Here is a 12,610-nt window from a genome sequence, read left to right as displayed (position 1 = left end):
GGCCCTTCCCTGTCTGGGCAGCAGGCTCAGGACGCGCCGTTGGCGGTCTGCGTGACCGTCACGGTGGTCGCGCCGAGGTTCCAGGCCTGGTTCATCGTGGCGGCAGCCGTGTCGCTGGAGGCGCTGGTGCCGAAGGGCCAGCTCAGCGTGAAGACGAGCTTGCCGTCGGCCGTGCCGCTCGCGACGGTGAAGGCGCTGCCGGTGATCGCGGTGCTGTTGTAGGTGCCCGCGACGCTCGAGGTGAGGTGTGCGGGGACGGCCGCGTAGCCGCCCCAGTTGATGGCGCCGGCGGCGGTGAGGTTCGTGCCGTTCGCCTTGGTCTGGAAGGGCACCGTGTAGATGACGGTGTCGCCGGGGACCATCTTGAACGAGGCCAGCGTGCTGGTGATGTCGGTCGTCGTGCTGCCGCGCTTGACCTGCCAGGTGGCGCCCGAGGTGAGCGCGACGTTCAGCTCCCCGGTCTGGATCGTGGCCGAGCTGACCTGCGCCGAGCCCTGCCAGTAGGCGAGCGACCCGCCGCCGCCGAGCAGCAGTGCGATTCCGGCGGCGATGGCGATCGTGCCCTTCGTGGACTTCTTCATGATGTTCCCCCCAAGGGATGTGTGCGGGTCTGGGGCCCGTCTGGTCTGGGGCTCTGCGGTGTTGCGCGGCCTGATGGGAACAGTCTGGAAAAGCGACCGCGTCGTTCACGCACGGGATCCGCAATGTTTCCGCAAGAGAACCCCGAGGGTTCGGGCGAAGCGCAAGACGGAGGACGGTGATTGCTCAGGACGGCGATCGCGCGGGGTTTCCGGCGCGTTCTGCGGCGGATTCGCCGACCTCGAGATCAATCACGAAAAGATAACGCCGAACCCTTGTCGCCGTTACCTTCTCGTTATAGAGTGCTCTCAACGGTCAGCTGTTTTGCTGTGGCAGCTGCCGGCATGTGATTGCAGGACACTCTTGGTGCAAGGGACAAGGGCCGGTCGGGAGCCTCTCTGACCGGCCCTTACTCTCGCCCGTTCCGGGCGTTCGTTTCGAGATCGCTCGCGGCTCGGGTCAGACTCCCCCGCCGCCTCCGCCACCGCCTCCGCCGCCGGCCGAGCCGCCTCCGCTCGATCCGCCCGACGTCGACGACGACGAGGCCGTGCTCGACGAGAGGGTCGAGATGCCCGTCGAGAACGCGGCTGCGTTGAAGCCGCTCGAGCCCGAGTACCACCCCGGTGAGTTGCCCTCGCCGTAGAGCACGGCGAGCTGGCGCGCCCACTCCTTCTCCTGCCCGAACACGACGGCGTACGGCAGCAGGGTCTCGTACAGGCGCAGCATCGCCCGAGGATCGGTCGTGTCGACCTGCACCCGCTCCGCACCCTGCGGCGACTGGAGCATGCGGATACGGTCGGCTTCGGCCCATTCGATGAACAGCTTGAGCCCGGCGAGGTGATCGCGCGTCTCCGCGCCGGCGGCCGTCAGCGGCTTGCGCGCGACCATGCCTCCGACGATGACCGTCACGAGCACCGACGCGATGATCAGCACGATGGGCACCCACGGGGTCACCATCGCCTCCAGCGCGGCGAATCCGGTCAGGAAGACGACCACGGTCGCGGCGATCGCGGCGAGAAGGGGCCACACCCGCACCCGGGCCGGCACCGGACGCCGCAAGCCGCGATTCACCAGCTCCTGGTTCGCCGCTTTCAGGATGCCCTGCGCGGCCGACGAGAAGCGCGTGTCGGAGCGGCCGAACTCGAACTGCTCACCGACCATCCCCGACGGGAAGAGGCCGTCGAGCAGCATCCGCCCGTCGCCGTCCGCCCGCGACGGGTCGACCAGTTCGGCGCGCAGCTTCACGCCGCCGAACATCTTGCGCTCGCCTTCGACGATGCGGATGCTGCCCACCACCGCCTGCTCGAGGACTTCGGCGGGAATCGCCTTTGTCATGAGGCCCAGCAGCACCGCGCTCTCGAGTGCGTCGACGGCGCGGGGCGGCGAGTACTCGGCGATGATCACCGGGCGACCGGGCTCGTCGCGCAGGTGGCGCGCCCGCGTCACGCCGGCGAACACCGCCGCGGCACCGACGCCGAGTGCGGCGATCCCCTGTAGCCAACCCCACGGCGACGCAAGCGGGGAGGGGTCGAACGCGGTGAACGTGCCGGCCTCGAACCCTATCGCGACAGTCATCGTCTGGTACGGAGCAACAGGAGAAGCGGATGCCTCGACCGCGCCGTCGACGACCGCGATGCGGCAAGTCAGGGTGGACCCCTCGTAGCCGACGTAACAGGCCTGAGCGCCCGTGAGCCGGTCGGCGAGCTCCGCCGGCATCGTGACCCGCGCGCTCACCCGCCCGAACGGCTGCTGCCACTCGGTGCCGTTGACGTTCCAGTAGAGCTCGTCCACACCGGTGTCATCGAAGAACCGCGTGACGTTCTGCAACGTGTACGTGAAGACGTACGTCTGGCGACCGTGGACGTAGTCGCCGGCGCGCGAGGTCATGACGTAGTAGTCGTCGACGGACTCCACCTCGCTCTCGCGCCGCGCTCCGTCGCCGTCGGTGATCGAGACGAGCTGCGGATGCAGCGGAGCGCCGAGGTACGAATCGGGTATCCGCCGCTGCATCCCGCGGTTCTGGTCGACATCGGGGAACACGGCGACGAACCGCTCGACGACGGTGAGCACGCTCGTGCCGTCGTCAGCCCGGTCGAGTCGATACTCCACGTCGAGACTCTCGAACGAGAAGTCGTTGACGTCGGCATGCGCGGGCGACGCGGCGATGCCGACGATCGCGCCAGCGCCGAGCAGGAGCGCGAGCAGCCAGACCGCGAGCGCGCGTCCGACCGGACGCGCCCTCCGGGACACGGATGAGACAGTCCCCATGCGCCCCAGCCTAGGGGTCGGCTTTGGTCGTACTCTTGTCGTCATGACGGATCGCCGCCTCGCTATCGACGCCTGGGAGAGCCTGTTCCGGGCACAGCACGAGGTGTTCGGCGACATCAATCAGGACTTCCACGACGACACCCTGAGCCAGGCCGAGTACGACGTCCTGCTCACCGTGACGCGCGCCGAGAACATGACCGCACGGCTGCGCGACGTCACCGCGAACATGCTCATCAGCCAGCCGAGCGTGTCGCGGCTGGTCGAGCGCATGGCGACGCGCGGCCTCATCGAGAAGTGCGCCGATCCCGACGACGGCCGCGGCGCGCTGGTGCGCGCAACGGACGCCGGAGCCGCGATCTTCCGCAAGCTCGCGAGCGCGCACGGCAGGGCGATCGCCGAGCGGATGTCGCTGCTCAGCGACGAGGAGCTCGCGCAGCTGCGCGACCTCACCGGCAAGCTCCGCAAGCGCCTCCCCGAGACCTGACCGAGCCTCGCTGACCCCCTACGGGGTGCGCCGGGTCGCTGACCCCCTACGGGGTGCGCCGGCGGAGGGTCGACGACGCGAGGATCAGTGAGCCGACCAGGAATGCCACGACCACCAGCAGCGGGCCGTACACGTCCCACCCCTCGTCGCCTGCGGTCACCGCGTTGATCGCGTCGATCGCGTAGCTCAGCGGCAGCACGTTCGAGATCGCGTACAGCGCCTCAGGCATGTCCTCGCGAGGCATGAACAGCCCGCCTAGCAGGATCTGCGGGAAGACGATGAGCGGCATGAACTGCACCGCCTGGAACTCCGTGCGTGCGAACGCACTCGCCAGCAGCCCGAGGGCCATCCCCAGCACGGCGTCGGTCACGGCGACGAGCCCGAGCTGCCAGACCGGTCCGTCCGTCCCGAGACCGCACACCCACACGGCGAACGACACCGTCACGACGGCCTGCAGCATCGCCATGCACCCGAAGGCGAGCGCATACCCGACGATGAAGTCCGCCTTGCCGAGCGGGGTGGTCATCAGCCGCTCGAGGGTTCCCGACCGGCGCTCCCGCAACGTGGTGATCGACGTGATGAGGAACATGATGATGAAGGGGAAGAGCGCCAGGATCGGCGGCCCATAGATGTCGAAGACGCCCTTCTGGTCGCTGAAGAGCCACGCGAAGAGCCCGACCAGCAGGCTCGGTGCCACGAGCATGAGGGCGATCGAGCGAGGGTCGTGGCTCAGCTGACGAAGGATCCGCGCCGCGGTCGCGAGGGTGCGCGTGCCGTTCATTCGCCCGGCTCGTCTCGCGCCTCGCGCCGGGTCGACGGCCGGTGCTCGGCGGCGCCCGCGGCATCCCGCTCGATGAGCGCGAGGAACGCCGCATCCGGATCCGTCTCTCCCGTGTCGGCGATCAGCCCCTGCGGAGTGGTGTCGGCGATGATGCGGCCCCCGCGCAGGAGGATGAGCCGATCGCAGCGCAGCGCTTCGTCCATCACATGACTACTGACGATGATCGTGGCGCCGGTCTCGGAGATGCCGCGGAACATGTCCCAGAGCTCAGCACGCAGCACGGGGTCCAGGCCGACGGTCGGCTCGTCGAGCACGATCAGTTCGGGCGTCCCGAGCATCGCGACCGCGAGCGACACACGACTCTCCTGCCCGCCGCTGAGCGAGTCGACGGTCTGCTTCGCCTGGCCCTCGAGCCCGACCTTCTCGATCACGCGTCCCACGTCGGACCGCGGGGCGCCGATCACCTGCGCGAAGTAACGGAGGTTCTGCTCGATCGTCAGGTCGCCGTACACGGACGCGGCTTGTGTGTCGTAGGCGACCCGACGCCGCTGCGCCGTCGTTCCCGCGGGCGATCCGAGCACCGTGACGGTGCCGCCCGCCACCTTCTGCACGCCGACGATCGACCGCATGAGCGTGGTCTTGCCGGAGCCCGACGGGCCCATCAGACCGGTGATCTGCCCGCGCGGGATGTCGAAGTCGAGGCCGCGGAACACGTCGGTCGAGCCGCGGCGCACTCGCAGGCCGCGCACCTCGACGGCGTGGCCCGGCGCTTTATTCACCACGCGATGAATTATTCGCCCGGCCTGCCCGCCCGTCAAGGGCTAGGAGCTCGGATTGGTCGCCTTGCCGTCGAGCCAGAGCATGTCGGACGGATCGGAGTGCACGGTGCCGGTGCCCACGTGCTTCGCGCTGATCTGCGGTCCCTTGGTGATCACGTGCACGAGAGCCATCGCGTGACCGCGCCCGAGCCCGTAGTCCTCACCCAGCCACGTCACGATCTCCCCCGCCTTGGTGCCGGGACCGAAGCCCCTCTCGGAGGCGAGTTCGATGAACTGGCGCGGAGTGAGTCCCGTCTTCTCCTCGACGTTGTCGAGATATGCCTGGAACGTCATGTCTTCCTTCCGTGTCGTCGTCAGTCGTACAGGTGGTGCTGGACGGTCGGGCCGACGCGCTCGACGATGTCGTCGAGGGATGCCTCGGCCAGGCCCGGCAGGCGCAGCACGTAGCGCGCAATCAGCATGCCCGCGATCTGCGACCCCGCAAGGGTCGCGCGGAGCTCCGCGTCGGGCACCTCGAGCGTCCGGGCGATGCGCCCGATGAGCTCTCGCGAGAGGAACCCCGCGACGAGGGGTGTCGTCAGCTTGTTGCCGATCGCCGTCCGCAGCAGTGCCACACCGCGTCGCCTCGCCTCGGGCACCTCCCACGTCTCGAGGACGTAGCGCACGATCCGCTCGCCCACCTCATGTCGCGGACCGGCGAGGATCTCGGGCAGCGCGAGGTCGGGCCGCATCGGCGCGTCGATGACGGCGCCGAAGAGGTCGGCCTTGGTGCCGAAGTGGTGGTGGATCAGCGCCGAGTCGACGCCGGCGCGCGCCGCGATCCCGCGGATCGTCGCGCCGTCGTAGCCGGCGCTGCCGAACTCCTCGATCGCGGCCGCGAGGATGCGGTCGCGCGCGTCCGACTCGCCTGCCCGGGGTCGACCGCGGCGCCGCTTCGGCGCGGGAACGACGTACTCCACCACGCGCTCAGCCTACGACCGCCCCTCCGACACGGGCCACCGCGCGGCGGAGGGCACGGAGCAACGGCATCCGCTCACCAGCGGTTGTGCACCTCTTCCGCCCAGCCGGTGATGCCGTCGAACGCGATCTCCTCGCCCTCGGCGGTGCGGAACGTGCCGCTCCACGTTCCGAAGCACTGATCGGTGCTCGATGCGACGACGCCGAGATCGGTGCGAGTGCGCTTGTCGTAGAAGGGCGCGAAGGATGCCTCGAGCCCCCCGCCCGACACCCGCCACGGCTGCCGCCAGCGCCAGAGGTCGTAATCCCAGGCGAGCTCGTCATGGATCTTGTGAAGCCGGCCGTCGATGAGCATCGAGTTCTCGGTCGAGCCGGTTCCCTCGGTCCACCTGCCGCCGACCTGGATGCCGATGACCCGACCATCGGAGACGCCGGAGCCCGCTCCCCAGTTCCAGCGGATGTCATAGGGCCAGCGGCCGCGGCCGTGGTCGAGCACGGCCCAGGACTCCCCGGCCGGCACGTCGAAGACCTCGCCGTCGAACGCGACGCGTCCCGACGCCGGTCGCGCGACATCCTTCACGGTGTACTGGAACCGACGCCTGCTCCACGGCACGACGACGGCGAGGCGCTCGTGGGCCTCCGGCAGCTCGGCGACGACGTCGAAGGACGCACGGTGCGTCGCCGCGCGCAGCCGGGTGCCTCCGTCGACCTCGTCGATGTCGATCGCCAGATCCTTCGCCCGCGCTCGGGACGGACCCTGCTCGAGGCTCGACGGCAGCGTCGCCCGGCCGAGTACGGCCGAGACGTTCGTGCCGATCGCGCGCTGCGTCGCGCGGTCGAACACCCACACCTCGCTGACCGCCGCGTAGTCGATCGACGACACTGTCAGCGCCATGATGTGCGTCGGGGTGATGACGTTCCAGTACTCCCACCGCTTGTTGCGGCCCCACCCGCGCCCGATTCCGCGGGTGTCGACGAGCGGCCGCCTGGCCCATCCGATCGCGTCGGGATTCAGCTCGCCGTTCGGGAGCGTCAACGGCACCGGGGTGGTCAGTTCGCGTTCGGACACGGCTCGATCCTAGGCACGCACGACACCGCCCCGCGGCCGGAGGGCTGCGGGGCGGTGGCCGGCGTCAGAAACCGGGATCACCCGGGTCACGGGTAGCCGGGGATGGCCGGGTCGTCGCTGTGCGCTCACTGCTCGATCGGCTGCGGCTCCTCGCGGCTCTCCTGCGCGGTGATGGTCTGTGCTCCGGCGCCGGCTCCGGCGCTGGAGCGGACCTCGATCTTGCGCGGCTTGGCCTTCTCGCTCACCGGGATCGTGACGCTCAGCACACCGTTGCTGTAGTCGGCGGTGATGCTGTCGGTGTCGATGCCTTGACCGAGGTTGAGCTGCCGCAGGAAGCTCACGGCCTCGCGTTCGCGGGTGATCCACTTCACACCTTCGCCCGTGGTGAGCGACCGCTCGGCGCGGATCGTCAGCAGCTGCCCGTCGACGTCGATGTCGACCGATCCGGGGTCGATTCCCGGCATGTCGGCGGTGAGCACGTAGTGGTCGCCGTCGCGGTAGAGGTCCATCGGCATGCGGCGGGGTCCGCGGCGCCCCTCCATGAGGCTCGACGCGAGGCGGTCGAAGTCGCGGAACGGGTCGTACGTGGCCATTGTCTACTCCTTCTGTTGCGATGTGGGGGTTGATCTGAGAGTTGAGTCGAGTCGACTCAACTAATCACAGATTAGCACTCTCACATCGAGAGTGCCAGCCTCTTCATCGCCCGAAGGATGTCGGTCAGCACTCGATGACGTTCACCGCGAGGCCGCCCTCGCTCGTCTCCTTGTACTTGTGCGACATGTCGATCCCGGTCTGGCGCATCGTCTCGACGACCGCATCGAGAGAGACGTAGTGCGAGCCGTCGCCACGCAGCGCGAGCCGGGCCGCCGTCACCGCCGTGGACGCGGCGATCGCATTGCGCTCGATGCAGGGGATCTGCACGAGGCCCCCGACCGGATCGCACGTAAGGCCGAGGTGGTGCTCCATCGCGATCTCCGCGGCGTTCTCGATCTGCCGGTTGGTGCCACCCATCACGGCGGTCAGCCCGCCCGCCGCCATCGCGCACGCCGATCCCACCTCGGCCTGACAGCCGCCCTCCGCCCCCGAGATCGACGCGTTGGCCTTGAATAGCGAGCCCAGGGCGCTGGCCGTGAGGAGGAATCGGCGGATGCCACGGCGACGGTTCGCTTCGGCGACTGCCGCGTCATCCCACCCGGACGTCTCGTCCGGCGCCGCGGCGTGCCCGTCGTAGCCGAGCAGCGCACTGCCCACGAGCTCGCCGTACGGAGTGACGGCGTTGCCGGCGCCGAGACCGGAGTCGGCGAGGAACCGCCACCAGTACATCGCCACGGCGGGAAGGATGCCGGCCGCCCCGTTCGTCGGAGCGGTGACGACGCGGCCTCCCGCGGCGTTCTCCTCGTTCACGGCGAGCGCGAACGCACCCAGCCACTCGCCCGGAAGCTCACGGCGTCCGTCCGACTCGGCCTCGTCGAGCTGCACGCGGATGGCTCCGGCCCGGCGCTTCACCTGAAGCATGCCGGGAAGCACGCCCTCGGCGTGGAGTCCCGCGTCGACACACCCCGCCATGGCGTCCCAGATGGCATCGAGCCCGCTGGCGATGTGCTCGTCATCGCGCAGCGCCTCCTCGTTGATGCGGGCGAGCTCGGCGATCGTCAGCCCGTGTTCGTCGCACAGTGCGAGCAGCTCCTCGGCCGACCCGTAATCCAATGGGAAGCTCGCCGTCCGTACGCGCGGCGGCTCGCCTTCGCGCCGGATGAATCCGCCGCCGACCGAGTAGTAGGTCTCGCGCAGCACGAGTCCGGGGCCGTCGGCGGCGTGCTCGAGGGCGGTCGCGGCGGCACCTGCACCGAGCGCGTAAGCGGCACCGGTCTCGCGGACGGCGGCGGTCGCGGCATCCGCTCCGATCCGTCTCGGGCGTCCGCCGCGTGTCGTCGACCAGGCTTCGAGGGTCATGGCGTTCGGATGCCCGGGCAGCCGGGTGCGCGGCTCGAAGACGACGTCGTCCTTCGCGAAGGGGATCGGGTGCGTCCCCGCCAGCGGCAGCTCCGCACCCTCGCGCCACGCGGCCCACGCCGAGCGCACGGCGTCGGGATCGACGGTCTCGGGTTCGAGGCCCATGAGTCCGGCGACGACGGCGTCGGGCGTGCCATGGCCGATGCCCGTGGCGCCCAGCGAGCCGTACAGAGTGCACGTCACGCGAGCGACGGAGTCGAGGAGGCCCTCCTCGCGCAGACGGACGACGAAGTCGAGGGCGGCCCGCATGGGACCGACCGTGTGGGAGCTCGAGGGTCCTACACCGATGGAGAACAGCTCGAACGCCGAGACGTAGGCGCTCACTCCTCCAGGCTACGCGGTCGCGCCGACAGAATGCCCCCCGTGATCACATCGAGATGAGCACGATGTCTCAGGCACCACCCTCGACGTGCGCACAGTGGCGCAGCGGCTCAATCGTGTGTGAAGAAGCCCACCGCGGCCCGGCGGAAGTCGCGCGACCCCGGGGCATTGAAGTGGTGACGGTCGGGCAGCTCCACGAAGTCTCCGTGCGGTGTCGCCGCGGCGAGCGCGCGCGACCGCTCGAGGATCGCATCCTCCGAGCCGGTCGCGAACAGGATCGTCTGCTGCGGCGGCCGATCGGGATCGGGATCGGCGTCGCCGAGGCGCATGCCCTCCGCCAGCGCGACGAGGGCGCGCAGATCGTTGCCTGGCACCCGCTCGGCCAGCGTCACGTAGTTGCGCGTGACCTGGTCCTCGACGGGCGTGCCGTGTTCGGCGTAGGCGCGGGCCTGCTCGATCTGCAGGCGCGCGAGCGGGCGTCCGTCGGGGATGCCGCCGAGCACGGCCCGCTCGACGTGCTCGGGCGCGTTCACCGCGAGCTGCCACCCGACGCGCGCGCCGAGCGAGTAGCCCGCATAGAACACCGAGGCGAGGAGGTACGTGTCGAGCACGGCCACCAGGTCGGCCGTGAGTGCATCCATGCCGTACGCCTCGGGCTCGTGCGGCTTGTCGCTGAGACCGTGACCGCGCTGATCCACTCCGAGCACGCGGAAGCCCGCGCGGGTGAGGTCACGGACCCAGCCGGTGTTCACCCAGTTGTCGCGGCAGCTCGACGCGAACCCGTGCACGCACAGCACGGTCGGGCCGCCGTCATCCTCTCCCCACGAGTACGTGGCCAGGCGGTGCCCCTCCGCCGACATGACGAACTGCGGGGCGGGCATCTCGGTGAGGGCGGGGAACGCGGCATCCACTCGCCCATTCTTGCGCGGGATGCATGCCGCGTCGCCACCTCTACGGACGCTGGAACGCGATCAGCCCGACGGTGTTGCCCTCGGGGTCCCGCAGGAACGCCTGCCATTCGTCGTGTCCGGCCGGGCCGAGCGTGTCGTCCTCGTGACGGAAGATGACGTGCGGATGCGAGACCACCTCGGCGAGGCCGCCGAGGCGCTCGATCACCTCGTGGACGTTGGGCACGCGCAGGTAGATCAGGGACGACGGCGCGTTCCGGTCGAGCAGCAGGCGCACCCCGTCCAGGTCGAAGAACAGCAGTCCGGGCGGATCGAACCGCGCTGTCGGCTCGGTCTGGAGCAGCGCGGAGTAGAAGTCCGCTGCGCGGTCGAGATCGTCGGCATGCTGAGCGATCTGCACGAGTTCCATGGCGGACATTCTCACGCGAGCGGATGCCGCGCACCAGCGCCCTCGTGGCCCTCGACCGAGCCGCGCCGGACGTCACGCCTCTTCCGGTCGGCGGTGGCGTGCGCAAGAGTAAGCCTCATCGAGCAAACCGGAGGTCGATCATGCTCTTCGCTCTCTACATCATCCTGCTCCTCGGCGGCATGTATCTGGTGGGCATCTCGTTCGCGTCGCCCATCCTGCCGGGCCTGGTGTTCATCGCCGGGATCCTGTGCATCACCGCCGCGGTGGCTGTGCCGATCACGATCCAGCGCGCCGACAGCGGCGTGCATCGCTCGCGCGACTGAGTCACGAATCACGCCCGCCGAACGCAGCGGACGCGGATAGTACAGCCTCCCGGCCTCGCAGGGTATAGGTCGGTGCGAATGGTCAGCACCTTGTTAGCGTGACGGACGCATGACGAGCACCGCGTACCCCGGCGGCGCTCACAACGGAGGAGGAATCATGCTCTGGACAATTCTCGGACTCATCATCATCGGCCTGATCGCCGGACTGCTCGCCCGCGCGATCATCCCCGGAAAGCAGAGCATGGGCATCCTGATGACCATCGTGCTCGGCATCGTCGGATCGTTCGTCGGAGGGTTCCTCGGGTTCGTGCTGTTCGGCGCCGACCCCAACGGCGGCTTCCTGCAGCCGGCCGGCATCATCGGGTCCATCATCGGCGCGATCATCGTGCTCGGCCTGTACGTCTTCTTCGCGCGTCGCCGCAGCACCAGCACTCGCTGACGCAGGGCACTCACGGGGCCGGCTCCCATCGGGGCCGGCCCCGTCGCCGTGTGCGGGCGGCGGACCGCTCGACGCCGGTGGGTCTGCCGAAAAAAGCCTCCGACTTGCCTTTTTCTGCTTTCGGGCTATGGTGAGGGGCATGTCAGCTCCCATCGTTCCCTCCGCTCCGCAGCGCGGCACCGCCGTCGACGCGGCGCGGACGGCGATGGAACTCGCGGGAGCGCGGCACGAGGTGCTGCCGCCCCGGATGCCCCGCGGAGCTGATGTGCTCTACCGCTCCTTCGCCCGCGCTGCGCCGCCCTGAGTCCCGGTTCGATCCCGGCCATCCGGCTATCCAGCGCGTCGCATCTGCGGCGCGTTTTTTCGTACCCGAAGGAGGCACCCATGCCCATCGCATCGTCGCTCCCCGCACGCCCCGGACACTCGGCTCCCCTGCCCGTGACGTGGTCGCCGGTGGCATTGAACGCCCGGCTCGACGCCGAGCGGGCCCTGCACGCCGCACCCCGGCTCCCCCTCCGCATCGTCGCCGAGGCCCGCCTCACCGTCGGTCGGATCATCTCGCAGGTCGAGAGGCGCGAACTGACGCAGGGAGACGCGACCGAGCTGCTGCGCGACGTGGCGCACCGGCTCGCCGAGGCGCGGCTCGTCGAGGAGGCAGCGCACGCCTCCAGGGCCGACGCGCCGCTCCACCTGGGTTGAACGCGACCCATCCGGCCTCGCAGGGGCCGCCGACCGATACTCCACTGAAGAAAGCAGGACCACCATGCTCGCCGATAACGCAGCCCCCACCCTCGCGGAGCCTCAGCTGGATCTCAACGGGATCCGCCGCGCACTGGACACCGAGCTTCAGCGGCGCGAAGCCATCGTCGAGGAGCTCGCCCCTCGCGCCATCCCCAACGTCGACCCCGTCGCGTACATGACCGCCGCGGCCACGCGTCGTGAGATCGACCAGATCCGCGCGGCGCTGGGCAGGCTGGATGCAGGCACCTTCGGGTCCTGCACCCGCTGCGGCGGAGCGATCGCCGCGGGACGCCTGGAGGTCCTGCCCCACGCCGAGACCTGCATCGATTGCCAGAGCCATGTCGAAAGCTGAACCCGCCTCGTCGCCGCACCCATCGGGCACCGGTGCGCTCCGCGCGCTTCAAGCTCAAGGCGCTGCTCGCGGGACTCCCCGCCGCGGTGGACAGCCTGCGCGGCGGACGCTCCAGGGAGCGCGCCGCGCGGCATCCCTCCTCCCCTTCCGACCGCGTCGCCGCGAAGTGGCACGCGCTCGGGTGAGC

The 12,610-nt window shown here is 69.7% G+C and carries 18 protein-coding genes; 7 read left to right on the top strand and 11 right to left on the bottom strand.

Annotated elements, in window-relative coordinates:
• Positions 1–26 precede the first annotated feature (26 nt).
• Both ACFC1W_RS08645 and ACFC1W_RS08640 read right to left on the bottom strand, forming a co-directional pair.
• Positions 27–581, bottom strand: a complete 555-nt coding sequence (locus tag ACFC1W_RS08645; protein ID WP_375991036.1) for an alternate-type signal peptide domain-containing protein — start codon at positions 579–581, stop codon at positions 27–29.
• A gap of 457 nt (positions 582–1,038) precedes the next feature.
• The gene (locus tag ACFC1W_RS08640) at positions 1,039–2,847 is read right to left on the bottom strand and encodes a DUF2207 domain-containing protein (RefSeq protein ID WP_375991033.1); all 1,809 of its coding nucleotides are present in this window, start codon (positions 2,845–2,847) and stop codon (positions 1,039–1,041) included.
• A 43-nt stretch (positions 2,848–2,890) separates the two neighbouring features.
• Here ACFC1W_RS08640 and ACFC1W_RS08635 point away from each other — a divergent pair, with 43 nt between their 5' ends.
• Positions 2,891–3,331: a MarR family winged helix-turn-helix transcriptional regulator gene (locus ACFC1W_RS08635; RefSeq protein ID WP_375991031.1), complete on the top strand. Its 441-nt coding sequence runs from the start codon at positions 2,891–2,893 to the stop codon at positions 3,329–3,331.
• Positions 3,332–3,377: 46 nt separating this feature from the next.
• Here the strand turns inward: ACFC1W_RS08635 and ACFC1W_RS08630 are convergent, their stop codons facing one another.
• The 9 genes from ACFC1W_RS08630 to ACFC1W_RS08590 form a co-directional block, all read right to left on the bottom strand.
• Positions 3,378–4,112 carry an ABC transporter permease gene (locus ACFC1W_RS08630; protein ID WP_375991028.1) on the bottom strand — a complete coding sequence of 245 codons (735 nt, stop codon included), beginning with the start codon at positions 4,110–4,112 and terminating at the stop codon, positions 3,378–3,380.
• On the bottom strand, positions 4,109–4,894 hold the full coding sequence (locus ACFC1W_RS08625; RefSeq protein WP_375991026.1) for an ABC transporter ATP-binding protein: 786 nt from the start codon (positions 4,892–4,894) through the stop codon (positions 4,109–4,111). The genes ACFC1W_RS08630 and ACFC1W_RS08625 overlap by 4 nt, the downstream gene beginning before the upstream one ends.
• A 39-nt stretch (positions 4,895–4,933) precedes the next feature.
• Positions 4,934–5,224 carry a DUF4287 domain-containing protein gene (locus ACFC1W_RS08620; RefSeq protein WP_375991023.1) on the bottom strand — a complete coding sequence of 97 codons (291 nt, stop codon included), beginning with the start codon at positions 5,222–5,224 and terminating at the stop codon, positions 4,934–4,936.
• A gap of 20 nt (positions 5,225–5,244) precedes the next feature.
• Positions 5,245–5,853: a TetR family transcriptional regulator gene (locus ACFC1W_RS08615; RefSeq protein WP_375991021.1), complete on the bottom strand. Its 609-nt coding sequence runs from the start codon at positions 5,851–5,853 to the stop codon at positions 5,245–5,247.
• Between the two features lie 71 nt (positions 5,854–5,924).
• Entirely contained in the window at positions 5,925–6,917 is a 993-nt protein-coding gene (locus ACFC1W_RS08610; protein WP_375991019.1) for a DUF2804 domain-containing protein, read from the bottom strand.
• A gap of 125 nt (positions 6,918–7,042) precedes the next feature.
• The gene (locus ACFC1W_RS08605; protein WP_191764103.1) at positions 7,043–7,510 is read right to left on the bottom strand and encodes an Hsp20/alpha crystallin family protein; all 468 of its coding nucleotides are present in this window, start codon (positions 7,508–7,510) and stop codon (positions 7,043–7,045) included.
• A gap of 124 nt (positions 7,511–7,634) precedes the next feature.
• The gene (locus ACFC1W_RS08600) at positions 7,635–9,254 is read right to left on the bottom strand and encodes an L-serine ammonia-lyase, iron-sulfur-dependent, subunit alpha (protein ID WP_375991016.1); all 1,620 of its coding nucleotides are present in this window, start codon (positions 9,252–9,254) and stop codon (positions 7,635–7,637) included.
• A gap of 107 nt (positions 9,255–9,361) precedes the next feature.
• Positions 9,362–10,162 carry an alpha/beta fold hydrolase gene (locus ACFC1W_RS08595; protein WP_375991013.1) on the bottom strand — a complete coding sequence of 267 codons (801 nt, stop codon included), beginning with the start codon at positions 10,160–10,162 and terminating at the stop codon, positions 9,362–9,364.
• A 40-nt stretch (positions 10,163–10,202) separates the two neighbouring features.
• Positions 10,203–10,568, bottom strand: coding sequence for a VOC family protein (locus tag ACFC1W_RS08590; RefSeq protein ID WP_375991010.1), 366 nt, complete (start codon positions 10,566–10,568; stop codon positions 10,203–10,205).
• Between the two features lie 140 nt (positions 10,569–10,708).
• On the opposite strand from ACFC1W_RS08590, the gene ACFC1W_RS08585 reads away from it, so the two are divergent.
• From ACFC1W_RS08585 to ACFC1W_RS08560, 6 genes are all read left to right on the top strand, one after another.
• Positions 10,709–10,891 carry a hypothetical protein gene (locus ACFC1W_RS08585; protein ID WP_191764108.1) on the top strand — a complete coding sequence of 61 codons (183 nt, stop codon included), beginning with the start codon at positions 10,709–10,711 and terminating at the stop codon, positions 10,889–10,891.
• A 157-nt stretch (positions 10,892–11,048) separates the two neighbouring features.
• Entirely contained in the window at positions 11,049–11,330 is a 282-nt protein-coding gene (locus ACFC1W_RS08580; protein ID WP_375991469.1) for a GlsB/YeaQ/YmgE family stress response membrane protein, read from the top strand.
• Positions 11,331–11,469: 139 nt separating this feature from the next.
• Positions 11,470–11,634 carry a hypothetical protein gene (locus ACFC1W_RS08575; RefSeq protein WP_375991007.1) on the top strand — a complete coding sequence of 55 codons (165 nt, stop codon included), beginning with the start codon at positions 11,470–11,472 and terminating at the stop codon, positions 11,632–11,634.
• An 80-nt stretch (positions 11,635–11,714) separates the two neighbouring features.
• Positions 11,715–12,029, top strand: coding sequence for a hypothetical protein (locus tag ACFC1W_RS08570; protein WP_375991004.1), 315 nt, complete (start codon positions 11,715–11,717; stop codon positions 12,027–12,029).
• 64 nt (positions 12,030–12,093) lie between these two features.
• Positions 12,094–12,423 carry a TraR/DksA family transcriptional regulator gene (locus ACFC1W_RS08565; RefSeq protein ID WP_375991002.1) on the top strand — a complete coding sequence of 110 codons (330 nt, stop codon included), beginning with the start codon at positions 12,094–12,096 and terminating at the stop codon, positions 12,421–12,423.
• A gap of 32 nt (positions 12,424–12,455) precedes the next feature.
• A complete protein-coding gene (locus tag ACFC1W_RS08560; protein WP_375990999.1) occupies positions 12,456–12,608 on the top strand; it encodes a hypothetical protein in 153 nt (50 codons plus the stop codon).
• The last annotated feature ends 2 nt before the right edge of the window (positions 12,609–12,610 follow it).

The sequence above is a fragment of the Microbacterium sp. NPDC056003 genome, assembly GCF_042274785.1.
In the GTDB taxonomy this organism is placed as follows: Bacteria; Actinomycetota; Actinomycetes; order Actinomycetales; family Microbacteriaceae; genus Microbacterium.
The sequence above is the reverse complement of the archived record's forward strand: the minus strand, read 5'-3'. Positions and strand labels throughout refer to the sequence as shown.